Annotated in this window: 23 protein-coding genes and 3 pseudogenes; 18 read left to right on the forward strand and 8 right to left on the reverse strand. The window is 39.6% G+C overall.

Annotated features, from left to right (window positions below):
* Positions 1-75: 75 nt before the first annotated feature.
* The 4 genes from PL85_RS06585 to PL85_RS06600 all read left to right on the forward strand — a co-directional run bounded on the left by PL85_RS06585 (position 76) and on the right by PL85_RS06600 (position 5,555).
* Positions 76-798 (forward strand): putative N-acetylmannosamine-6-phosphate 2-epimerase, encoded by a 723-nt coding sequence (locus PL85_RS06585; RefSeq protein ID WP_095661261.1) that lies wholly within the window; start codon positions 76-78, stop codon positions 796-798.
* Positions 786-1,649, forward strand: a complete 864-nt coding sequence (locus PL85_RS06590; protein ID WP_019281731.1) for an N-acetylmannosamine kinase — start codon at positions 786-788, stop codon at positions 1,647-1,649. Before PL85_RS06585 ends, PL85_RS06590 begins: the two co-directional genes overlap by 13 nt.
* 3 nt (positions 1,650-1,652) lie before the next feature.
* Positions 1,653-2,789 carry an N-acetylglucosamine-6-phosphate deacetylase gene (gene nagA, locus PL85_RS06595; RefSeq protein ID WP_115339586.1) on the forward strand — a complete coding sequence of 379 codons (1,137 nt, stop codon included), beginning with the start codon at positions 1,653-1,655 and terminating at the stop codon, positions 2,787-2,789.
* Between the two features lie 420 nt (positions 2,790-3,209).
* Entirely contained in the window at positions 3,210-5,555 is a 2,346-nt protein-coding gene (locus tag PL85_RS06600) for a sialidase family protein (RefSeq protein WP_174223822.1), read from the forward strand.
* A gap of 146 nt (positions 5,556-5,701) precedes the next feature.
* Here the strand turns inward: PL85_RS06600 and PL85_RS06605 are convergent, their stop codons facing one another.
* The gene (locus PL85_RS06605; RefSeq protein ID WP_019281728.1) at positions 5,702-5,878 is read right to left on the reverse strand and encodes an AlpA family transcriptional regulator; all 177 of its coding nucleotides are present in this window, start codon (positions 5,876-5,878) and stop codon (positions 5,702-5,704) included.
* A 143-nt stretch (positions 5,879-6,021) separates the two neighbouring features.
* Here PL85_RS06605 and radC point away from each other — a divergent pair, with 143 nt between their 5' ends.
* The 4 genes from radC (at position 6,022) to PL85_RS06625 (ending at position 8,513) form a co-directional block, all read left to right on the forward strand.
* Positions 6,022-6,498 (forward strand): RadC family protein, encoded by a 477-nt coding sequence (gene radC / locus PL85_RS06610; RefSeq protein ID WP_115339584.1) that lies wholly within the window; start codon positions 6,022-6,024, stop codon positions 6,496-6,498.
* Positions 6,495-6,923, forward strand: a complete 429-nt coding sequence (locus PL85_RS06615; protein ID WP_019281726.1) for a DUF2787 domain-containing protein — start codon at positions 6,495-6,497, stop codon at positions 6,921-6,923. Before radC ends, PL85_RS06615 begins: the two co-directional genes overlap by 4 nt.
* Before the next feature lie 50 nt (positions 6,924-6,973).
* On the forward strand, positions 6,974-7,420 hold the full coding sequence (locus PL85_RS06620; protein WP_019281725.1) for a DUF2787 domain-containing protein: 447 nt from the start codon (positions 6,974-6,976) through the stop codon (positions 7,418-7,420).
* Between the two features lie 106 nt (positions 7,421-7,526).
* The gene (locus tag PL85_RS06625) at positions 7,527-8,513 is read left to right on the forward strand and encodes a GTPase family protein (protein WP_019281724.1); all 987 of its coding nucleotides are present in this window, start codon (positions 7,527-7,529) and stop codon (positions 8,511-8,513) included.
* Positions 8,514-8,546: 33 nt separating this feature from the next.
* Here PL85_RS06625 and PL85_RS06630 read toward each other — a convergent pair whose 3' ends face one another.
* Complete coding sequence (locus tag PL85_RS06630) at positions 8,547-9,188, reverse strand: inovirus Gp2 family protein (RefSeq protein WP_019281723.1); 642 nt, start codon at positions 9,186-9,188, stop codon at positions 8,547-8,549.
* A 380-nt stretch (positions 9,189-9,568) separates the two neighbouring features.
* Between PL85_RS06630 and PL85_RS06635 the strand changes: the two genes are divergently transcribed.
* Both PL85_RS06635 and PL85_RS06640 read left to right on the forward strand, forming a co-directional pair.
* Positions 9,569-9,895 carry a hypothetical protein gene (locus PL85_RS06635; RefSeq protein ID WP_176579841.1) on the forward strand — a complete coding sequence of 109 codons (327 nt, stop codon included), beginning with the start codon at positions 9,569-9,571 and terminating at the stop codon, positions 9,893-9,895.
* An 83-nt stretch (positions 9,896-9,978) separates the two neighbouring features.
* Positions 9,979-10,572, forward strand: coding sequence for a hypothetical protein (locus PL85_RS06640; protein WP_019281721.1), 594 nt, complete (start codon positions 9,979-9,981; stop codon positions 10,570-10,572).
* Positions 10,573-10,670: 98 nt separating this feature from the next.
* Here PL85_RS06640 and PL85_RS06645 read toward each other — a convergent pair whose 3' ends face one another.
* Complete coding sequence (locus tag PL85_RS06645; protein ID WP_019281720.1) at positions 10,671-10,871, reverse strand: AlpA family transcriptional regulator; 201 nt, start codon at positions 10,869-10,871, stop codon at positions 10,671-10,673.
* 650 nt (positions 10,872-11,521) lie between these two features.
* Here PL85_RS06645 and PL85_RS06650 point away from each other — a divergent pair.
* The 3 pseudogenes from PL85_RS06650 to PL85_RS18810 all read left to right on the forward strand — a co-directional run.
* A pseudogene (locus PL85_RS06650) lies at positions 11,522-11,875 on the forward strand (hypothetical protein); the annotation flags it as partial.
* A 2-nt stretch (positions 11,876-11,877) separates the two neighbouring features.
* A pseudogene (locus PL85_RS06655) lies at positions 11,878-11,961 on the forward strand (transcriptional regulator); the annotation flags it as partial.
* Between the two features lie 114 nt (positions 11,962-12,075).
* A pseudogene (locus tag PL85_RS18810) lies at positions 12,076-12,198 on the forward strand (integrase); the annotation flags it as partial.
* A gap of 16 nt (positions 12,199-12,214) precedes the next feature.
* On the opposite strand, the gene PL85_RS06660 reads toward PL85_RS18810, so the two are convergent.
* From PL85_RS06660 to PL85_RS06670, 3 genes are all read right to left on the reverse strand, one after another.
* Positions 12,215-12,772, reverse strand: coding sequence for a hypothetical protein (locus PL85_RS06660; RefSeq protein WP_115339583.1), 558 nt, complete (start codon positions 12,770-12,772; stop codon positions 12,215-12,217).
* Between the two features lie 288 nt (positions 12,773-13,060).
* On the reverse strand, positions 13,061-13,213 hold the full coding sequence (locus PL85_RS06665) for a hypothetical protein (protein WP_013857464.1): 153 nt from the start codon (positions 13,211-13,213) through the stop codon (positions 13,061-13,063).
* Positions 13,214-13,312: 99 nt separating this feature from the next.
* Positions 13,313-13,708, reverse strand: coding sequence for an ACT domain-containing protein (locus PL85_RS06670; RefSeq protein ID WP_174223821.1), 396 nt, complete (start codon positions 13,706-13,708; stop codon positions 13,313-13,315).
* Between the two features lie 250 nt (positions 13,709-13,958).
* On the opposite strand from PL85_RS06670, the gene PL85_RS06675 reads away from it, so the two are divergent.
* The 5 genes from PL85_RS06675 (at position 13,959) to PL85_RS06695 (ending at position 21,005) form a co-directional block, all read left to right on the forward strand.
* Positions 13,959-14,111, forward strand: coding sequence for a hypothetical protein (locus PL85_RS06675; protein WP_160117739.1), 153 nt, complete (start codon positions 13,959-13,961; stop codon positions 14,109-14,111).
* Positions 14,112-14,480: 369 nt separating this feature from the next.
* Positions 14,481-16,124: a DEAD/DEAH box helicase gene (locus PL85_RS06680; protein ID WP_160117738.1), complete on the forward strand. Its 1,644-nt coding sequence runs from the start codon at positions 14,481-14,483 to the stop codon at positions 16,122-16,124.
* Positions 16,124-17,932 carry an ATP-binding protein gene (locus tag PL85_RS06685; RefSeq protein WP_115339580.1) on the forward strand — a complete coding sequence of 603 codons (1,809 nt, stop codon included), beginning with the start codon at positions 16,124-16,126 and terminating at the stop codon, positions 17,930-17,932. Before PL85_RS06680 ends, PL85_RS06685 begins: the two co-directional genes overlap by 1 nt.
* Positions 17,932-18,864 carry a phospholipase D-like domain-containing protein gene (locus PL85_RS06690; RefSeq protein WP_115339579.1) on the forward strand — a complete coding sequence of 311 codons (933 nt, stop codon included), beginning with the start codon at positions 17,932-17,934 and terminating at the stop codon, positions 18,862-18,864. The genes PL85_RS06685 and PL85_RS06690 overlap by 1 nt, the downstream gene beginning before the upstream one ends.
* Positions 18,855-21,005: a GmrSD restriction endonuclease domain-containing protein gene (locus tag PL85_RS06695; protein ID WP_115339578.1), complete on the forward strand. Its 2,151-nt coding sequence runs from the start codon at positions 18,855-18,857 to the stop codon at positions 21,003-21,005. The genes PL85_RS06690 and PL85_RS06695 overlap by 10 nt, the downstream gene beginning before the upstream one ends.
* 77 nt (positions 21,006-21,082) lie before the next feature.
* On the opposite strand, the gene PL85_RS06700 is transcribed toward PL85_RS06695, so the two are convergent.
* Together PL85_RS06700 and PL85_RS06705 are read right to left on the reverse strand one after the other, a co-directional pair.
* Entirely contained in the window at positions 21,083-21,982 is a 900-nt protein-coding gene (locus tag PL85_RS06700; protein WP_094128296.1) for a phosphoadenosine phosphosulfate reductase domain-containing protein, read from the reverse strand.
* A 17-nt stretch (positions 21,983-21,999) separates the two neighbouring features.
* A complete protein-coding gene (locus PL85_RS06705; RefSeq protein ID WP_115339577.1) occupies positions 22,000-25,347 on the reverse strand; it encodes a P-loop NTPase family protein in 3,348 nt (1,115 codons plus the stop codon).
* Between the last annotated feature and the right edge of the window lies 1 nt (position 25,348).

Genomic DNA, 25,348 nt, shown 5'->3' on the forward strand with positions numbered 1-25,348 from the left:
TGGCGAACAAAATTTGGTTACCAGAGCCCTTTTGTTCATCAAGCCAGGAATCAAAAACGTTTTTAGACAAGAAAAATGAGGCCCGTCGTGAGAAAGAATTTTTTGAACATCGAAGAGTTAAAGCTATTTTTAAACGGCCAAACTGTCGTTTCCATACAACCTGTAACAGGCAGCCCACTCGATAAAATAGATTTCATTGTGGCAATGGCGATCGCCGTCGAACAAACCGGAGCAAAGGCGCTACGCATTGAAGGTGTGAATAATGTCGCTGCTGTATCCGCCGCAGTGACAATTCCGATTATAGGTATCGTTAAACGTGATTTGCCTGATAGCCCAGTTCGAATCACTCCTTTTGTATCAGATGTTGATGGCTTAGCGAATGCTGGCGCAACGGTCATTGCTTTTGATGCCACCAATAGAACACGTCCTGAAAGCCGAGAATGTATTGCGCAAGCCATAAAAAACACTGGATGTTTTGCGATGGCCGATTGCTCCACATTCGAGGATGGATTATGGGCTAATTCACAAGGTGTTGAAATTATTAGCTCAACACTGTCAGGTTATGTCGGAGATATTGAGCCCACAGTTCCAGATTTCCAACTTGTGAAAGCGTTTTCTGAAGCAGGTTTTTTTACCATGGCGGAAGGTCGATACAATACGCCTGAGTTAGCAGCGAAAGCGATTGAGTCTGGTGCGGTTGCCGTAACGGTTGGTTCTGCACTAACTCGGTTGGAAGTAGTGACTCAATGGTTTAATAATGCAACCCAAGCAGCGGGAGAAAGGAAATGCACACACTAGCCATCGATATCGGCGGAACAAAAATAGCATTAGCGATTGTAGAAGATGATATAATTATTCAGCGTTACCAAATGGCAACCCCTGTGGTACAAGACGTCATTGAGTTTGTTCAGGCGATCCTCGAAAAAGTCACTGAATGGATCCCTTCTATCAATTATGTAGGTGTTTCAACGACGGGTTATGTAACGCCAGAAGGTATCACATCTATAAATCCAGAAACTCTTAATTTCCCTGTACCTTTTCCATTAGCTAAAACGCTAGAGCAACTCACTAATAAACCGGTATCAATTCTTAATGATGCCCAAGCAGCAGCGTGGTTTGAATTTGTTCAGTTAAAAGATCCTACCTTAAATATGGCTTTTATTACGGTTTCCACTGGTGTTGGCGGTGGAATCATCATTGGTGGCAAGCTGCACAAAGGAAACAGCGGGTTAGCGGGACACATAGGTCACATGTCGGTCGCTATTGAAGGCCCATTATGCGGATGTGGTCAGCGAGGTTGTGTTGAGTCCATAGCTTCAGGTAACGCGATTCAAAAAGAAAGCGAAGCCATTTTTATCGAGGCAATGAGCAATATTGAGTTATTTCAACAAGCAGCTTTCAACCCAAGAGCAGAAGCGATCATCAATAGAAGTGTACAAGCAGTAGCCACATTGTGCTGTAATCTTAAAGCATGCTTAGATCTGGATATGATTGTTTTAGGCGGTGGAATAGGCCTAGCTGGAGGCTACCTTGGACGCCTCAACAAGGCTATTCAATCTAGACCGTCTGTATTTCACGTCCCTGTTACTCCTGCTCATGGCGATTATGATGCTTGCCTACTCGGAGCAGCATTTCAGTTTAAGGAGTAAACAATGACATTAAAGGCAATTTCAGCTACACGGCTTTTTGATGGTGTTCAGTATTATGAGAATGCGGCAATGATTTGGGAAGGCTCACGCATTCACTCCATTGTTCCTATTGAGTCTCTAACGGTGGATATTGAACATCAACATTTTGATGACGCATTAATCGCTACAGGATTTATTGACTTACAAGTTAATGGTGGTGGCGATGTCATGTTCAATAATGACATGACTCTTGCGGGTATCGATTCGATCTGCCGAGCGCACAGAACTCACGGAACCGCCTATCTGCTTCCAACCTTAATCAGTGCAACACCGGAACACATCAACCATTCACTTGATGCCATTCAAGCTGCAATCGAAAATCAAGTCTCGGGTGTATTGGGTATTCACTTAGAAGGCCCTTGGTTAAACCCAGAAAAGAAAGGCGCTCATAACTCAGATCTGTTTTATTCCCCGACACCCGAACAACTTTCACAGTTTCACTGGCCAACCAAAGGCAAAGTTCTTGTAACGGTCGCGGCTGAAAACCTCTCCATCGATTCTCTAAAGTGGTTAAAGGATCATCATGTTACTCTCTCGTGTGGTCACAGTAATGCCACTACAGCCCAATTAACCACTGAGAAGTTAGCTCTCATTGATGGATTTACCCACTTATTTAATGCCATGTCGCCTTTTGAGAGTCGTGAACCCGGAGTTGTCGGCACAGCATTGAATACCGATCATGCTTGGTGTTCGGTCATAACTGATGGAATTCATATGCATCCACAAAGCTTTTTACTCGCTAAGCGAATCAAACCTAAAGACAAACTTCTTATTGTTACCGATGCCATGGCTAGCCTTGGTAGTGTGACTAACCAGTTTGAACTGGATGGGGAAACCATTCGCGTCATCGATAATAAACTGGTTAATAGCAGAGGCAATCTTGCGGGAGCACACATCGGGATGGATGAATCGGTTGCCAATGTCATTCGTTGGGGAATCGCGGAAGATGAAGCACTAAGAATGGCCTCGTCTTATCCGGCTCAAGCAATCCATTGTGATGATTTAGGGCAACTAAAACCCAATTATCGCGCCGCCGCTACTGTATTAAACTCCAAATATGAAAGTTTGGCTGTAGTCAGTGAAGGCGTGCTCTACAACTGAGCTATCGATCATACATGCCTATCCGTTATTAACCAGATCGTTCACTATTCCAATGTTCAGCAGAGATAATTGGAATAGCTCTCCCCAAAAATCTATATACCTTTAGGCATTAACTGCACTTTCGTCACTTCTATTCCGACTTCAGTAGCCTTCTCTAACCCAACTACAAACATCTAAGTACGAACAGAACCGCAACGTGTTGATGTCTCATCGATTAAACAACACACAAAAACATTTGTGGAAATTATTTTTTTTCGATCACCGTTAATGAAGAAAATATTTTTTAATGAGAATCTACAACTGGAGATGTGAACATTTCCAAGCCTTACATTCGATGGAGACTTGTCAATCAAGATGACTTCACAACAGAGAAGCGTATCGATTCACAAGGAAACAGATTCTAATATAAAGGGAGTAGATATGCGTTTCAAAAACGTAAAGAAAACCGCTTTAATGCTTGCTATGTTCGGTATGGCGACAAGCTCAAACGCAGCACTTTTTGACTATAACGCAACGGGTGATACTGAGTTTGACAGCCCTGCCAAACAGGGATGGATGCAAGACAACACGAATAATGGCAGTGGCGTTTTAATCAATACAGATGGAATGTCCGCTTGGTTGGTGCAAGGTAATGGGGGGAGAGCTCAATGGACATATTCTCTCTCTACTAATCAACAGGCCCAGGCATCAAGTTTCGGTTGGCGGATGACGACAGAAATGAAAGTGCTCAGTGGTGGAATGATCACAAACTATTATGCCAACGGCACTCATCGTGTCTTACCTATCATTTCATCAGACACTAGTGGTAACTTGGTTGTTGAATTTGAAGGGCAAACTGGGCGTACTGTTTTGGCCACTGGCGCTGCAGCAACGGAATACCATAAATTTGAATTGGTATTCCATCCAGGAAGTAACCCATCCGCTAGCTTTTATTTTGATAACAAACTCATTCGTGACAACATCCAGCCAACTGTATCAAAACAAAATATGATTGTATGGGGAAATGGCTCATCAAGTACGGATGGTGTCGCAGCCTATCGTGATATTAAGTTTGAAATTCAAGGCGACGTTATCTTCAGAGGCCCAGACCGTATACCATCCATTGTAGCAAGTAGCGTAACACCAGGGATGGTAACCGCATTTGCAGAGAAACGTGTGGGCAGTGGAGATCCCGGTGCTCTGAGTAATACCAATGACATTATCACTCGTACCTCACGAGATGGCGGAATAACTTGGGATGCCGAGCTCAACCTCACTGAACAAATCAATGTCAGTGATGAGTTTGATTTCTCGGATCCTCGGCCTATATATGATCCTTCCACCAACACGGTACTTGTCTCTTATGCTCGATGGCCGACCGATGCCGCTCAAAACGGAGATCGAATAAAACCATGGATGCCAAATGGTATTTTTTACAGCGTCTATGATGTTTCGTCAGGGAACTGGCGAGCGCCTATCGATGTTACCGATCAGGTTAAAGAACGCAGTTTCCAGATCGCAGGTTGGGGTGGTTCCGAGCTGTATCGCCGAAATACCAGCCTAAATAGCCAGCAAGACTGGCAATCAAACGCTAAGATCCGAATTGTTGATGGTGCAGCAAACCAGATACAAGTCGCCGATGGTAGCCGAAAATATGCTTTCACACTGAGTATTGATGAATCAGGCAGTCTGGTCGCTAATCTAAATGGTGTTAGTGATCCAATTATCCTGCAATCCGAACGCGCGAAGGTACACTCTTTCCATGACTACGAACTTCAATATTCGGCGTTACACCGCACCACAACGTTATTCGTTGATGGTCAGCAAATCACAATTTGGGCTGGTCAAGTGTCGCAGGAGAACAACATTCAGTTTGGTAATGCGGATGCCCAAATTGACGGCAGGCTGCATGTGCAAAACATTACTCTCACACAGCAAGGCCAAAACCTCGTAGAGTTTGATGCTTTCTATTTGGCACAGCAAACACCTGAAGTAGAGAAAGATCTTGAAAAGCTTGGTTGGACAAAAATTAAAACTGGCAACACCATGAGTTTGTATGGAAATGCCAGCGTCAACCCAGGACCTGGTCATGGCATCATCCTTACTCGACAACAAAATATCAGTGGTAGTCAAAACGGCCGCTTGATCTATCCAGCCATTGTACTTGATCGTTTCTTCTTGAACGTCATGTCTATTTACAGTGATGATGGCGGTTCAAACTGGCAAACCGGTTCAACACTCCCTATCCCCTTTCGCTGGAAGAGTTCGAGTATCCTAGAAACTCTCGAACCTAGTGAAGCTGATATGGTTGAACTCCAAAACGGTGATCTACTCCTCACTGCACGCCTTGATTTTAACCAGATCGTTAATGGTCTGAACTATGGCCCACGCCAGCAATTTTTGAGTAAAGATGGCGGAATCACGTGGAGCCTACTTGAGGCTAACAACGCTAACGTCTTTAGCAATATCAGTACTGGTACCGTTGATGCTTCTATTACTCGATTCGAGCAAAGTGACGGTAGCCATTTTTTACTCTTTACTAACCCACAAGGAAATCCTGCAGGGAGCAATGGCAGGCAAAATCTAGGCTTATGGTTTAGCTTCGATGAAGGGGTGACATGGAAAGGACCAATTCAACTTGTTAATGGTGCATCGGCATATTCTGATATTTATCAATTGGATTCGGAAAACGCGATTGCCATAGTTGAAACGGATAATTCAAATATGCGAATTCTTCGTCTACCTATCACATTACTAAAACAGAAGCTGACCTTATCGCAAAACTAAGGACAGCTTAACTTATTAAAGCTGATAGCATATCAAATAATGTTATCAGCTTATTTCTCATCAACCGTTTCAAACCAGAACTCACATTTACAAATCAGGCACCTTACACTCTCAGCTATAGTAAATGACGCAGTATAATCACGCCATCATCGTTGTTTAAGACAAGAGTCCATCCACTCATCCACTTCGCTTTCCACCCAGGCAATAGCCCTTTCTCCCAAGCTCACCGACTGTGGAAACTCGCCATCATTCATTTTGCGGTAAATTGCTGAACGGCTTAGCGCGGTCTTTTTCATTACTTCTTTTAGCTTTAAAAATCTCATGGGATGTTCTCCTATGTCTTGTTGTCCCATGGGATGAACTGACTCTGTAAAAAATAGTTAAATCAGCCCCTTACCTATATTCAAAGCCAATTTAGATATATGTCATCACTGTGAACCTTCCCACTATTATTAAGGAGCAGGCTATGACTCATTTCCCTCGCCAGCGCTATCTACTCTCGCAACGAGCTTATGAGCATCAAGTACTGGAAGAAGCAGCAGAGATCCTTGAACAGCGTTATGTGCGCGGTGAAACCTTTGCACGTACGGAAAACACTACGGAATACTTGCGCTGTAAACTTGCTGGATATGAGCACGAAATGTTTGCCGTACTGTTTTTGGATAACCAACATCGGCTAATTGAATTTAAGGAGCTATTTCGCGGTACGGTCGACGCTGCCAGTGTCTTCCCAAGAGAGGTACTAAAGGAGGCACTAAACGTTAACGCAGCAGCGGTGATCTTTGCCCATAACCATCCCTCTGGCGATCCGGATCCTTCACAAGCCGATAGGCGTATTACTCAGCGCTTAAAAGACGCCTTATCACTGGTAGATATTCGTGTGCTGGACCATGTGGTCGTTGGCAAAAGCAGTGTGTCATTTGCAGAAAGGGGCTGGCTATGATTGTGGAAAGCTATCAAACGATCCAGTTAGCTGACAGCTTTTGTCATGCGCTGAGCGCGATACTTCGCCGCTTTGACATCCCACAAGAGGCAGAGCGAATAGTCCTCAACTGTCGAGATCCAAACTATTACCGCTCTCGCCAGGGCCTACATCCGGTCGAAATACAGTTCAAGAGAGAAAACAACGAGTCCCTGTGGTCCATCGCGTTTATCGCCAGTTTTTCTTATCAGAATGACAGGCATGACTCGTTGGATGTCGAGCTCTACTTTCACCTTGCTAACCGTTGGTGTTACCAGCCTGATGCCGGTTCTGCTGATTTAGCTCAACCAGCAGTGCTAGACCTGTTTTATAGCTGGTGCGCCGCATTTGAGCGCCACCTTGCCAAACAAGCGTTGCAAGATATTCAACTCACCATGATTCGCTAACCCAAGGCGATTCTTCTTAATCGAATCTTATTTTTGTAGGAGGCATAACCATGTCTAACATTTTGTTCAAACCCACCTATCTTCCGATTTCCACACCGTTTCATGCCCTACTCGCTAACATACTTTCTGAACATCAAGCAAAAAGTGAAGTTCAGGCCACCAGCAAAGAGGTTGTCATGAACTTTCGAGACAGTTCTTACAGTGCCGAAGATGGCGGTTTTCATCCGGTAGAAATTGCACTGAGTCAGTCTAGTGATGGCCAATGGAGCATTGAATACATCACGGATTTTGCTTATGTCGGCAACCACTTTCCTGAGCTAGAACGCTGCTTAGATTTTGATTTCCAGCGTGGGGATTTCTTCACCGCCTATCACGGATGGAATCCTATCGTAGGTAACCGTGATGCTCGAGAGCTCTACCAGTTATGGGAGAGTAACTTTCTCGCCTATGTCGCAACGGAAGCCTTTGATGATATTTCATTAACCTCGGCTCCTTAGTTACCCCCATCAAGAAAACCGACAGGTTCATAAAGATAATCACCGTGTTCTGGGGCTTCGCGCTTTCCCAGTTCATCATCTCAACATTGAAAGAGGATCCACAACAATGAAAACCAATGATTTATTCTCGACTCTAGAAAATAACATTCTTCACAACTCGTTAGATTCAACCACGAAAGATAAGTTGCTCAGTAACTTATCTTTCCTTCGCAAAGCATCACTGAATATTCTGATCACGGGTGCGACAGGCGCAGGAAAAAGCTCAACCATCAACGCTCTATTTGACATGGCGGTTGCTCAAGTCGGCATCGATAGTGATCCGCACACGGAATCTGTTCAGTGTTACCACTTAAATAATCTCGTGCTATGGGACACTCCAGGGCTTGGAGATGGGATCGATGAGGATAAAAAACACGTACAGGCCATTAAACAGCTTCTCAACAAACGAGATGACCATGGTCAGTTGGTCATTGATTTAGTTCTCGTGATACTTGATGGCGGCTCTCGCGATCTGGGAACACCATTGAGACTCATCAATGACATTGTTATCCCGCAATTAGGCGATGAAGCCGAAAAACGGCTCATCGTTGCGGTGAATCAAGCCGACGTTGCATTAAAAGGACCTGAGTCATGGAACTACAGCGACAATCTACCAACGGACAAGGCTAAGGCATTTCTGGAGAAACAACAAAACTCGATAGCAAGACGTATACATAAAGCCACACAGATAAATGTGAAGACTCTTTACTTTGTGGCGGGCTACAGTGATGGAGTCAATCGCCAGAGGCCTTACAACCTATCAAAATTGCTTTATACCATTGTCGAAATACTACCAAACAATAAACGAGTAATGCTGGCAAATCGTACCATTTCCAATGATGCAGATAATTGGAAAGATAACGATGCCAGCGACTACAATAAAAAAACCACCTTAAGCCTTTGGGAAGCCATTGTAGAAACAACTTTACAAGGCGCATCTATTGGCTCCGATATCGGATCTATTTTCGGAAAACCAGGCGAGATCTTAGGTAAAGTCGTAGGCTCTGTCGCTGGTCTATTTTTCGGTGGTTTACGATATACATTTGGGTTTTAAATGTAACCATTAAAAAGAGGCTCGCCTCTTTTTTTATTTTCGACTAGTCGAGATGTTTTTTAATCCATTCGAATAGACTTTCGTATTAACTTTAGCCAAGTAGCTTAAGCGATAAAAACACTGTCGGTATTCCTCTTGATGAGAATCTTTCCCCTTATGAATGTAATAAGTAGAGTTACTTGGGAAATGCACACTACTTCTCACCTCAAAGTAATTAATACCTAAAGCACTTGCCCACGCCTCTTTTATCATTGAAGACAAATTACCACTATCCTTAGTAACATCCCCCAAACAAAAGTAAACATCTTTATTAAGAAATAATGCCACATGATAATGAGGATTTTCTGAACTTAGTTGCTCCCTTACCCAAACGTATCTTAAATTACATTTACCAATTTTATTCTTTGTTTTTAAGTCATATTTTATTTTTTCCTTTAACGAAGAAAAAAACCTAGAAATATCGCCACAATTATAATTCTCATAATAACCAGGATATCTAAGATCAATTCTCTGCACGTAAACTCGATTATATTCAGCCAAAGAAACATCTAAAACATCCTTAATAGCAATCAAATATTCCTTGCATAATGGACCATGTTCTTTAATGACAGGATTAGAGAAAAATCTCTCGCCATAGAAAAGAGTCAGGTTTGAATTTTGAATTAAACGTTTCATTAGTCACCTCTATGATTAACTTGTTCATAGAAGATAACTACCTTGTTATTTTTAAGGTGCTTACTAGACCTATATTACTATACCAACATAATCGAACTAATTACTTTAGCTACCCGCCTTCTGTACCAATGCTAGTCTAGAGAGAATATCACGCTCTGCCACTCTGGAAAAACATTACCGCAACGTCAAAAATCAACGAAGAAAGTCTCATAGCACCAGAAAATGACCATCTCATCGCACAAATTCCCTAAGAGCATAGAATTGAACTACAAAAAGATCGACAATAAACCTACACAAAATCAACTTAAAAAAGTCATCAAACTGACAACAAACAATCAAAAAAAAGACAAAGAATTGACATGAAAACAAAGGAAATTAAAATGGAAAACCCACTAATTAATTTAGAAAATGATATATATGATTTAATTTCAAAAGACACATTTGAGTTAGTCGCATATCATCTATCGTTAAATTTAAAAGACACCAGCGAATATAAATTTAACAAAAAAATATTTAGTATTTACGATGATAATTACGCGATATCATCTAAAATATCCTCAATAGAAAGAGATATAATTGATATATCATATGGAACAAGGAATACTCAACTTTGCCCTACCGGTTGTGGTATAAGTCCTACAATAGATACAATCAATGATTTTTTAAAAATTGAAAGACAAAAAAAACAATATTATCCTCTGATATAGAATGGATAAAAAAAGACAATAAAAGGCAGTGTTTATATTTGTTTTGCATACTTTTAACATTAGACAATAAATATGATCGTTTAATGTTCCCTCCAGAAGATCATGAAATAAACTTCATTGAAATGATAATAGAAAAATACATTCATAAAAACACTAAGTCTATACTAGACCATTTCAACCCTAATATAATACATGATTTCAATTTAATATATGAGCATTTACTTCTATATTTTTTATCGATAAACAAAGATTCCGCCATCAGAGAAATGGACCGATTAAAATACTTATGGAGCATGGCAATTAAAGACGACAACTACTCTTGGATAGATAAAAAAAACACAGTTCAAATTAACTGGATCATAGAATACTTAAAAAAATCAAACATAGAGCTTTGGTTTATAAAAAATAACGAAGATATTGATTATAAGTATTACTCATGCTTAAGTCTTCTCGACTTATGGCAAGAGAATTATTTCATACCAGAAATTGGAAGCAAAGATTACTTCTTAGAAAAAATGAAAAGATCTTGGTCTCAACAAAAGTATAGGCTTAGTGTAAAAAATAAGAAATCAATAAATTTACGAGTAGATAAAGAAATAGAGAAAAAGATTAATAAGTTATGCGCTGATTCAAAATTAACAAAAAGCCAACTCATTGAGTCGCTATTGAACAAATAAATAAATCTAAATATTAATCCAAGGGATTATAATTCCCCCATTGTTAAGCCTGCCTTCATTAATGAAAGCAGGCTTAAGGATTATAAAAATAGATTTTATTAGTTCACTCGATGATTAGAGATCCGTTGAGCAATCCACTCCTGCACCTCGCCTTCTACCCAAGCTACAGCACGACCACCCAATTGAACTTGGGTCGGGAACTGGTTTTCTTCAATAAAGCGGTACAAACTAGAGCGAGACAAACCAGTCATAGTTAGCACTTCTCGAAAGCGGATCAAACGAATGTAGTTCTCTGGCATATTCACACCTCTCAGGTTAGTTAGTTGCAAGAAGATGACATATGTCTGAATAGTTTTTGATTAGGTGCAAACTGGCTTTAAGTCATTTACGCTACTGCTTTATCAGGGCCCATAAGCATGGATAAAAACTAAAAAGATAAATGAGACAGAAGTGCCCATGGGTAACTAGCAACAATTTATGGGTACACTAAAAGGTACACCATTAAAAATCAAATCAATACAATTTTAATATAAACAATAATTTAAAAAACAAGATCAACTTACGCCAGCCCACCAAATCATAGTTTAAAGACGTCCTAGGGCGTCTTTTTTCTTTTCTAAACCCTTGTCATATCTAGCTTTAAGTGGTTCAGGGAGTCTCATCGAGATTCACTTAATCTCTGTCACTTCGTAACATTCCTCGTAACACTGCCACAGCTCACCTCAACCACTTTGTTCATTCAAGGTAACTGTTCATTTATTACGAACAACTTGCATCACTGTACAAACTATTAACGCCCCACTTCCTATCGCAGCTTTCATCGCTGAAATCATCCATTCTGCTTATCAAAACTTTTGACTTACAGATTATGAGTAACAATTTACTCACAACTTGAAAGAAAATGACTTTAAGAGTAAAACTTTACTCATTGATAAGTAGGGTGTTGTCGATGGAAGAACTAACCGTACAAGCTTTTATCAAAGGTGAATGGATAGATATTGGTATTATCTCGTTCCCTAAAAGTAGCCAACATAATTTCCGAGTAACTGAACTCAACTACCTCAGCGACTATGCGCTAGAGCATCACGATAAAGATGACTTTCACGCTGTTTCACTAAACCACCCTGTCTCATTCTTTTTTAATGACATGGGTAAACCTGGATGGTTAAAGTTTCTAGACGATATTATGCCTAGCGGCGCTAGTAGACGGTACTGGGTTAAACTCCTAGATATTGAAGACCTTAGTTCAAACGAACAAGACTATGTTTTGCTCAAGTTTGGCACGATGTCGCCTATTGGCAACTCAAACCATTTGGCTTAAAAGTCGGACTGCTCCCCTCTTCTCCCGATGCGTTAAAATCGCTATTGATAGATGGTGAGGATGGGTAAAATGCTCAGTATCAGCGCTCTTGCTTTAGATTGAATTGCTATAACAAGCTAGTGTTTTTTAATGATTTAGGAATACATGGACGCGGGTTCAGTTCCTTTTGAAGTAAGAAATTGATGATTTTGCCAGGTGGCTCTAAACAATCGCAACTCAATGACTATCGCTCAATAAATAGAAAGCGCGCCAATCTCAACTTAGGACGCCACCCTGATGTTTCTCTTGTACAAGTGCGGAGGTCAGTTTACACACCCGCAGTTATGCATTCGTTTGTTGCTGATGGGTAGCGACTGTCGTGCATTTATCGGCGCGGAAAAGCTTGTAAGCCATAATGCCAATAACCAACGCTTTGATAATCATCATTTGTGGGTTACCGAAATAGGCAGCCATACCAACAAACCCCGATAAGAACATGAGCAAACGGAACCTTTTCAGGTCAGTCATATACAGTGCCAACAAAATTAACGCGAGATCGCCAAACTGCAAGGCTTCAGCAAGTGTGGGGTTATTGATAAAGCAGCTTACGGCCACATAAGCAATATAAAGAATACCGCTCGCCATCAAAGCCGCAGCAGAATTGATCACCATTTTGCTGGTGTTAGTAAAATCTTTCACATATCGATATGCGTTAATGGCACCAACCGACAGGTTAAGGATGACTTTAGGCCACCAGCCCATCAAAATTGACCAAGCAATGTCATTCGCAGCCGAAGCAAATGCAGCATAGCGAGTAAACTTCATCGAATTAAAAATAGTGAGTGATATATAGAATGCGACAGATGTCCATCCTAATACTTCGCGTAATATATCAAGCAAAATACGGTCTCTTTTTACATAGAATCATCATCCACAACAATGAAACTATCTGCTACTAATAAGGCCAGTAGTGGTTTATAAACCCACCACTTAGCCGTTGGGCGCAGGATAATATCACGGCATTCGGTATAAATCCTAGAAAAGACTCTTATCAATACACGCTTATTCTCGAAAATATGTTTCTCAATTTTGGAAACAAAACTGCATATTCAACAAACGCATCACCACTCCCCTTTTGACACATTCAATCATCCCTGAATAAAAATTGACTGACGTACGCTAACTCATTCAGCGAGGAGAACGAACCGCAACCACTTTCGTCTCAATCAACTGGTAACGAATCCCAGCTTGGTCAAACGACTGGCGCAGCGCCGTTAAATTCCGGTGATAGGTCACTTGCCGACCAGACGCCGTCTTCACTTTCATTACCATATTACTCATACACTTATCCTCTACACTTAACCGATTGGTTGCATCAAACTATGCTAGTTTGAATATTTATCACCAAACAACTTGAAGTTGCAGGTAGCAAGGAAATCGTTATTGTGCGAACTCTTTGAGTGCTGCCATCGCCTTTTCTGCCTTCTCTTGTTGCACAAAAATATGGTCATGATAATAACCCGCTATCACATTAGCGCTGATGCCATACGAAGCTAGCTTAGTTGCAAAAGCGGCCGTTAAACCCACCGCCTCTAAACTTGAATGAACCGTCAGCGTAATTAAGTTGAATACCGATTCAAAATCGAGCTGCGCCGCAACGGCTTTTTGCTGCTCAACGACCAAGGTCAGCCCTTCACGCTCTTGAAATGTCGCCACGGGTTCTAAATGCAAATAATCGGCTAATGCCCCTTGCACAGTACAAAAAACATAACTTCCGCCCACCAACTCGGGTGACATGGATTGCAGTAAAACCTCTAAATCAGTAATCGCTGTCATATTTTTCTTTCTCATTCAAATTGAAGCAGAAGTGCAGAGTAAAGCCCTCTGTGGAATAAGTGAAATTAATAATATTAATTAGTGATTAATTATTCTTATAACCACAATTAAAAAACAAGATGCATTTAAAATCAAAAAGGTCAACGTAACATATCACTCAATACTATCTGAATGCTTTATACTTTCCGCAAACATGTATTTCAGGTGATGGTATGGATGCAGAACAATTTTCACAGTTAGTGGCGCAATAGTGGCGCAAATCAAAATCGGTAAACAGCTACTAGAGGCAATCTACTTACACAAAGACGCGTTCAGTGCCTTACCAACAACACTCACCAAGTTCATTTCGGCCGTAACCAAAGCGCTTAATCACCCAGACAAATTACAACTCATCGAAAAATAGTGAATATATCTAAGGTGTCTGCTTATTTCATAAGATAGCTCACAGTTAGAGTGCAACCTGTTGAGCAGTAAAGATGAGAAAGTTACAATATGGACCTAATTCAGTTGAACTTATATCTGTATCTGTCGGCTTTTACACTCAAAACGCACAATCGTTTTTTCTTTCTCTGTGAGCCATAGTCAATTTAAGTATTGGCGGACGATTGTGCTCGATATGCAGCTAAGACCTTAAGAACATTACAGGTATTTGTGTGGTGGGGTAATCTATTGAATCTAATGGCAATTAGTTTCGCGAGTAAGTCATGATCACATTAACTATTCATTTTTAATTGCACTATCGTACACCTATCGCAAATTTTAAGGGATGAAAATGCTTACTGAAATACTGTCAAATTTTTCTGAAGATGAACTACTAGAATTTATCCCCTCAAACGCCATAAACTTTACACTTGAAATTGATGATTACAACAAGGATATAGAGCGTAGTTCTTTCAATAAAAATCATTTAGCACGAGTCGTTGCAAGTGTTAAACAGGTCGAGTTTATTTTTGAAAAACTATTACGCACTAAGCTTATTGAGCGACTAAGCCACCAGCAAATCGTTGAATTATTCCCAAGCTTTAACCTTCAACCAAGCCAAGTAACGCCTAGTCACTATGATGCGATCATCAGTTGGTCTGAAGAAAATCTCGAGCAGTTTGCTGCTGTCATCGGTTTATCTAAGCTCTATGAAAATCAACTAGCACAAAACACCGAGTTTCAAAGTCTTGCTCATATCGAACCAAGTTATGGGCTTTATCCTTACCAACAAGACATCAGTCAACAAGTTTTTAGTAACCTAAACAATAAAAAAGAAAGAGTTTTAATTCACTTACCAACCGGAGCTGGTAAAACTCGTACTGCAATGAATATTGCTTGTGAACATTTGAGAGCATCCTCTACCAATGTTGTTCTTTGGTTAGCTGATCGTGAGGAACTATGTACCCAAGCCTATGATGAGTTTACTAAAGCATGGAAATCAGTTGGCAACCGCCCTACATCCGTATACGGTTTTTATTCAAACTCTAATGAGAGCTTAAGTGGTATTGACTCTGGTTTTATTGTTGCAGGTCTGCACAAGTTTTTAAGCATAAAAAAAACAGACTCTAGACAATTACAGTTACTTTACAAAGAACTGGCAGACAAAGTCACTTTGGTTATTTTTGACGAAGCACACAAGGCAGTTGCACCTAAATTTCAAGAAGTGGTACAAGACTTTATCGCTAATAAATCGTTCCATGCAGATCTAGTCGGACTCACTGCAACACCGGGCCGTAGCTATTCAACAATAGGATTGTCTGAAGAGGATGCGAAGCTTGCACAGTTTTTCTACAACAATAAAGTATCAATGCGAATATCTGGTTATCTTTCTCCAATCGATTACTTAGTAGAGCAAGGTTACCTTGCTAAAGCTAATTTTAAATCGCTCAATTATGATCATTCCCAGATTTCCGCTTATGAACTTAGGGATGCAGGAGGCGTAGAGACTATGAAAGCCTTAGCCAGTAATGTAGAACGAAATCGTAAGATTATAAAAACCATTATTGATGAATGTAACCAAAACTCTCAAATAATCGTATTCGCATGTACTGTTGAGCATGGAATTAACCTCGCAACAGCACTTTCCTACCAAGGAATTAAAGCAGCCTCTATTGATAGCAAAAACGATAATCATGAGAGCAGAAGAGCAAAAATCGCACAATATAAAAACGGTGAAATACAAGTTCTTGTTAATTTTAACGTTTTAACAGCTGGTTTTGATGCTCCTAAAACTAATGTCACGGTTATTGCCAAGCCCATGAACTCATTAGTGCAATATTTACAAATGGCAGGTCGTGCAATGCGCGGTTATAAGAGTGGCGGTAACCGAGAGTGTAATATTTATACCGTGATGGACAACATACCAGAATTTCAGAGCATCAGTCTCGCATTCGGTTATTGGAACGACATGTGGGCAGAAAAGGACATAAAATAATGAGTAACCGATTTTTAAGTGCTGAGACCGTTATTGAATCATTACGGGATAACGGCTACACCAATACTGCCTACGCACTTGCTGAACTAATTGATAATAGTTTACAGGCCACAGCTACTCGTGTTGAAGTAGGCTTCATCGAAGAACAATTAGCCGCGAAAAAGAACTATACCGTATCCGAAATTTCACTATGGGATAATGGTATTGGGATGGATACAAACACCCTTCGTATTGCTATGCAGTTTGGCGGTGGAACACACAGAAAAGATATAAAGGGTATGGGTAAATTTGGTATGGGTTTACCAAACTCATCTATATCTCAGTGCAGACGTGTTGAAGTTTGGAGTTGGCAAAACGGTAGTGAACCCCACTATACCTACCTAGATGTCGATGAGATGAAAAGTGGACAGCTTGAAGAAGTTCCTAATCCTGTCGCCATGCCTATTCCTACAAAATATGAAAAAGCCTTTTTTACGAAAAGGCCAGAATCTGGAACGCTAATAATTTGGTCAAAACTTGATAGACTCAGCTGGAAGACAGGTAAGTCTATCTATCGTCATTGTGAACTTTTAGTGGGCAGAATGTATCGCAACTTTATCAGTGACGATAATATTAAAATCGAAAGCATCACTTACCGTAAGTCAGATCTGGACAGGCTAGATGTTTATGACCGTGAAACATTTAAAGCTAATGACCCCATGTATCTTAAAAAGAACACTTCATTACCTGAGCTTCCAGGAAACTATAAGGGTGAAGCATTTTTTGAAAAAATGGATGAGGAAGTCATTTCTGTCGAATATATTGATGAAAATGGGGAACCTAAGCGAGACGATGTAACTGTGACTACTTCAATGGTTAAAAAGACCATTGCTAATAGAATTCTTAAAGAGACAATCGGAAGATTAGGCGGTACTCAATGGGGAAAACACTGTGGCAAGAATGTCGGCGTTTCAATTGTTAGAGCGAATAGAGAGTTAGTTTTGCGAGACTCTTTCTTAACTTCCGCTCTGAGAGAAAGTAAAGGACGGTTTATTGGTATAGAAGTCTCTTTCCCACCGACATTAGATGCCGTCTTTGGTGTCACTAACAATAAACAAGATGCAATTCGATTAATACCTTACGAAATAAAAAGTATATCCACACAAGCCGGTTTTGATACAGAGCAAGAATATTTACGTGATCTTGAGGAAAACTCAGATCCTCTACTACAAGTCCTTAAAGTCGTCGCTGTTATTAAAAAGCATGTAACAACACTAACTAAATCATTAGAAACAATAAACGTTGAAGGTAAAGCGGTTAAAGGTGAGGAACCTAAAACTATTTCAGAAGGTGCAGCCTCGAAAGCCACTCAGGGATCTGCTAATCGCGATACCCATGGACATAAATCAAAAGAAGAACCACCAAAAGAGTTAAATAAAAAAGACGTTATCGATCACCTAAAAACTGTGGGTGGTATGAGTGAAGAAGAAGCCGAAGAAAAAGCTGAACGTCTAATTCTTACAGGAAACCGTTTCCTAATTGAGGATGTGGCACGTGATTCTGAAGCCTTCTTTGACGTATCAACGAGCAAAGGCTTAACACTCGTTTTATTTAATACTAACCACATATTTTACAAAAAGCTGGTAAGTAAACTTGGCCCCGACGAACTCGAAGTAATGCAAACAACAATTGCTGGCTTTGCGCGTGTAATGAATGAAACAACTGATGATAAACGGTTGGCATACTTAAACTCTGTGAGACGTGAATGGGGTTTGGTGATTAGCGAGTTTTTAGAAGAACCCTCTGATGAAAGTATGGATGATTTTTGATGTCGGGTCTTATTTCTAATAGTGAACTTAAAGCAGAATTAGAAGCGCTACTTCCTCATTGCAACAGATTGACGATTATTTCTGCTTTTATGACTCAGCCAGCAACTCGCTGGTTGAGCTCATTAATGACAGATAACAAACCAGTCGTACAATTAGTTGGACGCTTCTCACCTCTCGATTTTATCAAAGGCTCTAGCGATTTAAATGCGTTACGTGATTGCGTAAACAATGGCTACACCGTTAAAGCCCTTACAAATCTCCATGCCAAAATTTATCAGATAGATGAAGACATCATTTTTAATGGTAGTGCAAACCTTACAGGTAAAGGCCTAGCACTTGTTGATATTAGTAATCTAGAGTCCTGTAACAAAATAACCGCTTGCGAAACTTCGAAAGCTTTTATCAATAAGATCGTTACCTCTGCCGTTGAATTAACCGATCAAACAATTGATAATATGGAAGAGTACCTTTCAAATATCGAATTAATGAATAGTTCAGAACATCAAATGGAGTGGCCAGAAAAAATTATCTCACTATCTAAAGATCTTTTCGTTTCAGATTTTCCGCTAAGTCCACCTGGATCTTTTGCTAACGAATATGAAGTTAATCCATCCTTACCATTTGCACAGATAGAAAATATCAGAGAAGATTTTGAAGTAGCCTCTACACTCTTTAAAAAAAGCAAAGCGTATAGGTGGCTGATAAAACAAATTATAGAAAACAAAAGTGATAGGGATTTGGGCTTCGGGCAAGTCATACGTTTACTGCACGATGCACTTACAGATGATCCTGCACCTTATAGGAAAGAAGTGAAAGACCTTCAAGAGAATTTTTACTCGTATCTAAAGTTATATGCAAATGACGAATTGGAAATCTATGTTCCAGGTAGAAAAAGTGAAGTATTAAGGCTTAGAGAGAAGATATGGAATTAAAAGAAGCAAAAATAACAAACTACTATAATATAACGTTTGGCACTGAAGAGGGTACCGATAGAGCTTTAGTTAGCATCCCTCATTACCAAAGACCTTATCGTTGGCCACCAGAATACATTAATACACTTATTAATGATTGGTTAAACGAGGAGCGAGGCAGTTATTTTACAGGTTCAATTGTTACTGTAAAAAAAGATAGTGGCATAATTCATCAGTTAATTGATGGCCAACAAAGATATACGACAGTATTCCTAATTAACTTTGTATGCTATTTAATTACACGCTTAGCTATTAGAGAGGCACTTTTGTACAGAAGGTCGAGAGTATCAGGCTTACTCGATAGCTTGCTGATTAGCGCGACATACCTGTACGGTGAGTTCGACAAAGAAACCTTTGAAGAACTGAAAGAGAACATATTAGAAAAAATTGATAGCTTTGAAGATGCAAAGAGCGTTAATAATGAAGCTGAAATACAAGAACAATTACTTAAATTATTCCTAAATAGCATTCATCTACCTACTTCACCTGAAGGGAAATCAAATTATAAATATGAATACAAAACACTTTTAATCAATTCTTTTGATGAAAAAAACATAAAACTTTCATATGACAGAAGTGCTTTTAATATTCAGCTTAAAACAGCTCTAACCAACTGTTTAATTAAACTTGACAGCCAGAATGAACAAACGCTTGAATTTATTGAAGTTGATAACAGTCTTATAGTCACTCAATACATGAACTCGATTAAAGCGATATTCGATCATTTCACGAAAATCAGTGGAAGTAGTGAAGACGAACCTCTTCTCAAAGCAATAAACACAATAAAGACAATTGAAAAGTTCATGAAGGAAGTTAATTTTTGTGTAATTCAAACAGGCAGTGTAAATGATGCATACACATTATTTGAAGTACTAAATGATCGAGCTTTATCTTTAGACGATCTTGATCTAATAAAAAATCAATTTTACAAAAAATACTGCCTTTCTAATAAAAATAAATCAGAATCCCACATTGACAAAATAATAGAAAGCAGAGAAGAGCAATGGGGAGAACTTATCTTTCCTGATGGGATAAAACAGGCTCACAAACCTTTAATTACTTACATTTTTTCGTCTTTCTATTCAGGTGAAACTGACTATCTATTGCAATCTAGTGAAAAAAACAGAATTAAAATAACGAGTTACTTGAATTCTAGAAATAGATATGGAGATTCCGATTTTTTAAAAGACTTCAATACGCTCGAGGCTGCAACAAATTTTGTACACGCGTTTGATATATGGCATAAGAGTAAAAATAAAAGAGCCTTAAAATCTGAATATTCAATAAATAATACAGACACAGAAAAACTAGTCCATCTACTTGCAGCATTGGGGCAATATGGTGTTTTAGTCGGGTTGACCAACGTCATTTTTAAATATATAGAAATAAACATATCTCATAATTTTGAACCTAAGCTAGTAAATAAGTTTTTCAGTGAATTAATTAAAGATAGTACCTCTCATATTGAGATACACAAACTTTCTAAACGAATTTGGCAATTAGTTATGCAAGCTCCTTCAGCAGAAACTCCGCGAGAATATGCTGTAGTTTTAATAAAAAACAACTATATCGAATCAAAAAGTATCAACTTCCTTGAATCTGATTTCATCACAAAACGGTTGGAATCTGAGTTAGACTCATGGTTAGAAAATTGGCTTTATAATAAGAGTGATGTGAAAATTTGCATACTATTTGCCAGACTAATAAAATCTAGCTCAATAAAAATCGAACAAAACGAGTTCAAGAAAACATTAAGCGATAGTGAAGTAGAAAAACTTCATTTAGATCATATGGAACCAAATAATATTCCAGAACACAACCAATCAAAATACTTCGACAACGAAGACAGAAAAATCATAGTCAATGGTTTAGGTAATATGTTTCCCTTACCTGGCAGTCTTAATATGAGTAAATCTAATCAACCTTTTAGTGAAGCGTTTAAATACCTAGAAAAGTCAGGACTAGGTGATCATTGGTTAGTTACCGAAACTAGACAATTGTTTGAAGAAAATAACGTAAATAACACTCCTACTCAAGAATTTTTTAGAAAACGTAAAACGTTTTTAAAAACGCTATTTTATAAAGCGATCGTTTCTGCTTGATATTATCAACATATATAAATAAAAATCTCTTTGTCGTTTTGACAAAGAGATTTTTATTTGGATTCATAGAAATTGCACTATTTGTAGCAAGTAATACAAGCCCCACCACCTTCTTCAAGGTCGTACATGGCATCCATATCTAAGGTATCAATAAGCATGCTTTCATCAACCATGGCATGCATACCTAGGCGGCGTTTACGCTCTCGTTGTTTCTTCTTCTCAAAACGCGCTTTTACCTTTTCGTGATTTTCCTTAATCTGCTTAATACGTTCAGGATCCTCCAATGTTTCTAATGGCTCATTAGGGCCCATCCAGAAAAAAGTTTCACCGTTAGCACTGGTCTCGGCACGTTTCTCATACGACTTAGCTTCTTCGAACGCTTCAGGGTGCTCTTCACGAAGACGTACCCACTCGATTTTTCGCTGGAAAAAGCAAAACGTACATCCTGAACGAGATCGCCATTGATAATATTTAGGTAACCCAAGTCCTGCGCTATCAAGAATATCTAAAACACTCTGCTTTTTAATACCATCTTCGGCAAAGGGCATTTTGATCGTGAGGTACTTTTGGTTTTCACTTGGCCGATACCCATCACGCCAAGGTTCATCCGCTCGGATACCAACATAGGAAATAACTTCATAGCCGTCATCAAGAAACGGTCTGATCCATTTCTCAAATGGTTCCAGCTTCATTCGAATTGTACACCAACGCTGCTGTCCTGCAGGTAGGTAGTTATTATGTTGCTCTAGCCAATAATCGAACCCTTTTTTGTCATTGATGTGCAAAATAGGTTTACCGAGAACAATTTCTAATTGTTCTAGATACTCATAAACTTCGGGTAACTCCTTACCCGTATCCGTGAAAAAGTACTCGATATCGAGTTCAGGATAGTTCCTAGCCATATACACGGCGAGCGCCGCACTATCCTTGCCTCCAGAGAGGCCAAGGACATGTTTGACTTTGCGTTGTTCACTCATAAGTAACACCTGTCATTTTAATCCTGCACTTCCAGAGACTTTCTTAATAATTGTTGTAAGACATTAATTTTATGGAAATCATCAAGCCCTGAGAGCTGAGATTCAATTGCATTAATCGTTGGCTGCAATTGTGCCGCATCAATTGCACGTATCTCTTTCTTAAACGAGTTTAATTTGCCGTCATCGCCTTCAAGAACCAGTGACACTAATTTTGTTTTGCCCATGGTGGTTGAAAGGTTACTACTATGCTGTGATTTCACGACACTCAAGAAATCCTGTGCATAGTCACTTATTTTATTTGACGCGGTTTGTAGAATACCTTCGTTCCAATTTTGTTTACCTCGCCCAGTAACAATTTGGATTATGCTCTCTAACCATTGCAGCAAACCGGTATCACTTTTAGCAAGTTCACGTGCGAACGCTTTTAAACGTAAGTCACCAGAATGCTCTTCTACGAACTGGCACATTTGAGCAAGCTCTTCACCTGATTCAGGGAAAATACTTTTGACCTTTACTTTGATGGCAGAAAGCATCTGTTCATGCTTTCCTTGCAATGCCTTAAAACAACCCTCTAACAAATCAATCTGGCTTGTATAGTCTTTTGCGCCATAAGCCAGTAATTCTTTCTTCAAATCTTTAATCAGCAAAGTGTGTGGATCGTTCGCTTGCAAAAAGAGATCTCTTACTCTTAAGCAAGTTTTATTCATTGTATTGTTGTCCAGCACGATTTGATGAGCATTTTTTACCCATTGAGGCAAATTGTGCATAACTGTAACAAGTGGAGTTGCAACCGATAGAATATTATTGGATACATCACGGTTAGATTGTACAGCGGCGAATATCGCTAGATGCTGCAACCACTCTTGCTCTTCTTTAGCAAGAACAATATATTTAACCGCAAGATCACCTGGGTTTTTGATGAGTTTATGAACATAATCACGATCAGGCTCCGCAATAAAAGCAAACTCACCAGACATGTCTTTTTCATAATAAGCAATCTGTTCACTCATAGATTTAAGAAATGCAAGAAGGAAAATAGGTATAACGCCTTTAGTTAATCCATACGGTTCGCTAGCCCAAAGTTGGCCGATTTCCGATAGTTTAACTTCATTTCCTTTGCGTGCTTTTAAGAATTTTTCAGCGGCAGCGAATACGGCATTGAATTTGTTATCTAGATTATTTCTAAACCAATGTTGTCCATTTTCACCTTCTGCGGAGTGAATTGCGGTATTTTTAAGGCAACTAATATACATAGACTTCTCCGGAGGGAAGCCTTCAATACCTAACTCATCAGAATCTTCAGCTTCCAACATTGCCTCAAGGAGTTTTTTGAGAGCAGAGACAGCTGTGCCTGATAATTTATTTCGGTTAACTAGCTCATTTAGAATTTTAGGGGTTTGATTGAAAATGCTATCCGCTGCAAATGTAGCGATTTCACTCATTGTTTCCTTTTCATACACTTGACCTTTATAAACCCAACGCGCACTATTAAATGCAGTTGCGAGAGCGGTTTCTAGTGCTGACTGTGCGTTGAATAATCTTGCTTTATATTCTTCTCGTGCAACTTTATCGTGAGCAAGACCGGCCCCAGTGGTTTTATCGCTTTTAATTAATTCTAGTGCGTACTTTTCGTTTGCCAATGAAATGATTTCATTAGCATTTCTAGCGCAAGCAATTACCAGAGATTGATCATTGAGTGTTAACTCACGTAGTTTATCTTCTTGTTCTTCTTTTAAAAGCAATAAGAAATTAGCAAATTCGCCGTTACGAGATTTTTTCAAACTACCAATATCAACCTGGTTAAGTTGAACCGCCACTGTTTGAGTCGCCCAACGAAGTGTACCAAATTCATGGTAGTGGCCTTTTGCTATAACTTGAGAACTGAAGCCGATACGCTCAATAGCCTCATTACTGTTATTGATCTGCTCGACTTTCTCTTCAACTAAGCTCGCAATATCTAGATCTGATCCCTCGAAGACAACCCAAGACGACAAATGCTTTCTGTATACAATGCAAGAAACATTTTGAAGTTGCTGTAAGCTCTCTTTCAATTGCTTAGGTTCATTTATACTTGTCGCTGTTAGCAGAACGCTCTCAGTTGCAGTCAAGTTAGCCGCTTTTCCAAACAAGGTAATTAACGAAATAGCTTTTAATAACTGAACTGTTTGAGGAGGAAAATCTTGTATTGATGCTTTTCTTATCGCTTCTGCCGCAGTAGCCCAGCCATGGCCGTCAGGAGAGCTTAGAATGGCATGTGACATATTCGCTTCGAGATAGTCCCAAAGATCGCTCAGACCATAACGTGCATCCGCATCACTCGTCTGTTGTAAGAACAGCTGAAAACTAAACTGCTCATAGGAGTTTAGAAAACTAAATGTACTGCGTTCATTTTGACTAAAACGTCGCTTTGCTATCGGACCAAGTAACAATGCCGTTAATGGATGTAACGGAACACACTGATCCAAACGGGACTTTAATAGTTCCTTTCGCTCTTTTTTATCGACTAACGCTTTGAGGACTCGGCTTACAAGTGGATCGTCACTAACTTTCTGTTGAGTTGTTTTGATCGAATTGCTAATGAGTGCAACCGTCTCATCGGTTGATACGTTATACAGAATATCACTGTAGCGGCCTTGAATTTTAGCCCATTCATCTTGCAGCTTAGTACCACGTTCTTTTGCATATTCACTGAACGCTTGATGCAATAAACCCAAAAAGATGACAGGAGTTTGAGAACGAGAAAGCTCTTCCGCAATATCTTGAAAGAGGTGTAGATCACCACCACTACGATTAATATATTCGAGACTTTTCCCCATTTCATCGGCAATGACAAGAACACCATCGATAAGTGGAGAAACTTCTTCGAAAAGAGATTTCCATGAGCTTATAAGCTGACTTTCTGTTTTAACCGGTGCTTTGTAATACTTTTTTAGCGACTTAGTGTTACAAGTATTAGGATGTTCTTCGAGTGCACTTAATGTTGCTTTCCAGAAGGTTTCTACTGGACCACTAACTCCCCCCACGGAACGAATTTGTAACCACCCTTTTTTGTAGAAAGTGTTTTCTACAAATAGGGCTTTAGTCTGCTCATTGATTGATTGGATAGCAGTCTTATGAATAGTTGACTCAGGGTGAAGTAATCCTGCCATTAAGAGCGCGACAGTGGACTTTCCTGAACCGTAAGCGCCGGTTAAAGTAAAGACTCTTTGACCAGTTTGACCATACTGTCGAAAGAGAGTGTCTAACGCAGATTGCGCAGTGCCGTGATAAACCAACCCAGAGAAGAAGTCCGTACTTAAGTCACTATCAATTCGAGTAGAACGTTGATGACGTGTGGCTATTGAATATTTATTGCTTAAAGTCACG

This window comes from Vibrio anguillarum, assembly GCF_001989995.2.
GTDB lineage: Bacteria > Pseudomonadota > Gammaproteobacteria > Enterobacterales > Vibrionaceae > Vibrio > Vibrio anguillarum.

What these genes read in the sequence shown, in the direction of transcription:
- PL85_RS06585 (WP_095661261.1), top strand. Translation starts at nt 76, where the DNA reads ATGAGGCCCGTCGTGAGAAAGAATTTTTTGAACATCGAAGAGTTAAAG.
- PL85_RS06590 (WP_019281731.1), top strand. Translation starts at nt 786, where the DNA reads ATGCACACACTAGCCATCGATATCGGCGGAACAAAAATAGCATTAGCG.
- nagA (WP_115339586.1), top strand. Translation starts at nt 1,653, where the DNA reads ATGACATTAAAGGCAATTTCAGCTACACGGCTTTTTGATGGTGTTCAG.
- PL85_RS06600 (WP_174223822.1), top strand. Translation starts at nt 3,210, where the DNA reads ATGCGTTTCAAAAACGTAAAGAAAACCGCTTTAATGCTTGCTATGTTC.
- PL85_RS06605 (WP_019281728.1), bottom strand. Translation starts at nt 5,878, where the DNA reads ATGAGATTTTTAAAGCTAAAAGAAGTAATGAAAAAGACCGCGCTAAGC.
- radC (WP_115339584.1), top strand. Translation starts at nt 6,022, where the DNA reads ATGACTCATTTCCCTCGCCAGCGCTATCTACTCTCGCAACGAGCTTAT.
- PL85_RS06615 (WP_019281726.1), top strand. Translation starts at nt 6,495, where the DNA reads ATGATTGTGGAAAGCTATCAAACGATCCAGTTAGCTGACAGCTTTTGT.
- PL85_RS06620 (WP_019281725.1), top strand. Translation starts at nt 6,974, where the DNA reads ATGTCTAACATTTTGTTCAAACCCACCTATCTTCCGATTTCCACACCG.
- PL85_RS06625 (WP_019281724.1), top strand. Translation starts at nt 7,527, where the DNA reads ATGAAAACCAATGATTTATTCTCGACTCTAGAAAATAACATTCTTCAC.
- PL85_RS06630 (WP_019281723.1), bottom strand. Translation starts at nt 9,188, where the DNA reads ATGAAACGTTTAATTCAAAATTCAAACCTGACTCTTTTCTATGGCGAG.
- PL85_RS06635 (WP_176579841.1), top strand. Translation starts at nt 9,569, where the DNA reads ATGGAAAACCCACTAATTAATTTAGAAAATGATATATATGATTTAATT.
- PL85_RS06640 (WP_019281721.1), top strand. Translation starts at nt 9,979, where the DNA reads ATGTTCCCTCCAGAAGATCATGAAATAAACTTCATTGAAATGATAATA.
- PL85_RS06645 (WP_019281720.1), bottom strand. Translation starts at nt 10,871, where the DNA reads ATGCCAGAGAACTACATTCGTTTGATCCGCTTTCGAGAAGTGCTAACT.
- PL85_RS06665 (WP_013857464.1), bottom strand. Translation starts at nt 13,213, where the DNA reads ATGAGTAATATGGTAATGAAAGTGAAGACGGCGTCTGGTCGGCAAGTG.
- PL85_RS06670 (WP_174223821.1), bottom strand. Translation starts at nt 13,708, where the DNA reads ATGACAGCGATTACTGATTTAGAGGTTTTACTGCAATCCATGTCACCC.
- PL85_RS06680 (WP_160117738.1), top strand. Translation starts at nt 14,481, where the DNA reads ATGCTTACTGAAATACTGTCAAATTTTTCTGAAGATGAACTACTAGAA.
- PL85_RS06685 (WP_115339580.1), top strand. Translation starts at nt 16,124, where the DNA reads ATGAGTAACCGATTTTTAAGTGCTGAGACCGTTATTGAATCATTACGG.
- PL85_RS06690 (WP_115339579.1), top strand. Translation starts at nt 17,932, where the DNA reads ATGTCGGGTCTTATTTCTAATAGTGAACTTAAAGCAGAATTAGAAGCG.
- PL85_RS06695 (WP_115339578.1), top strand. Translation starts at nt 18,855, where the DNA reads ATGGAATTAAAAGAAGCAAAAATAACAAACTACTATAATATAACGTTT.
- PL85_RS06700 (WP_094128296.1), bottom strand. Translation starts at nt 21,982, where the DNA reads ATGAGTGAACAACGCAAAGTCAAACATGTCCTTGGCCTCTCTGGAGGC.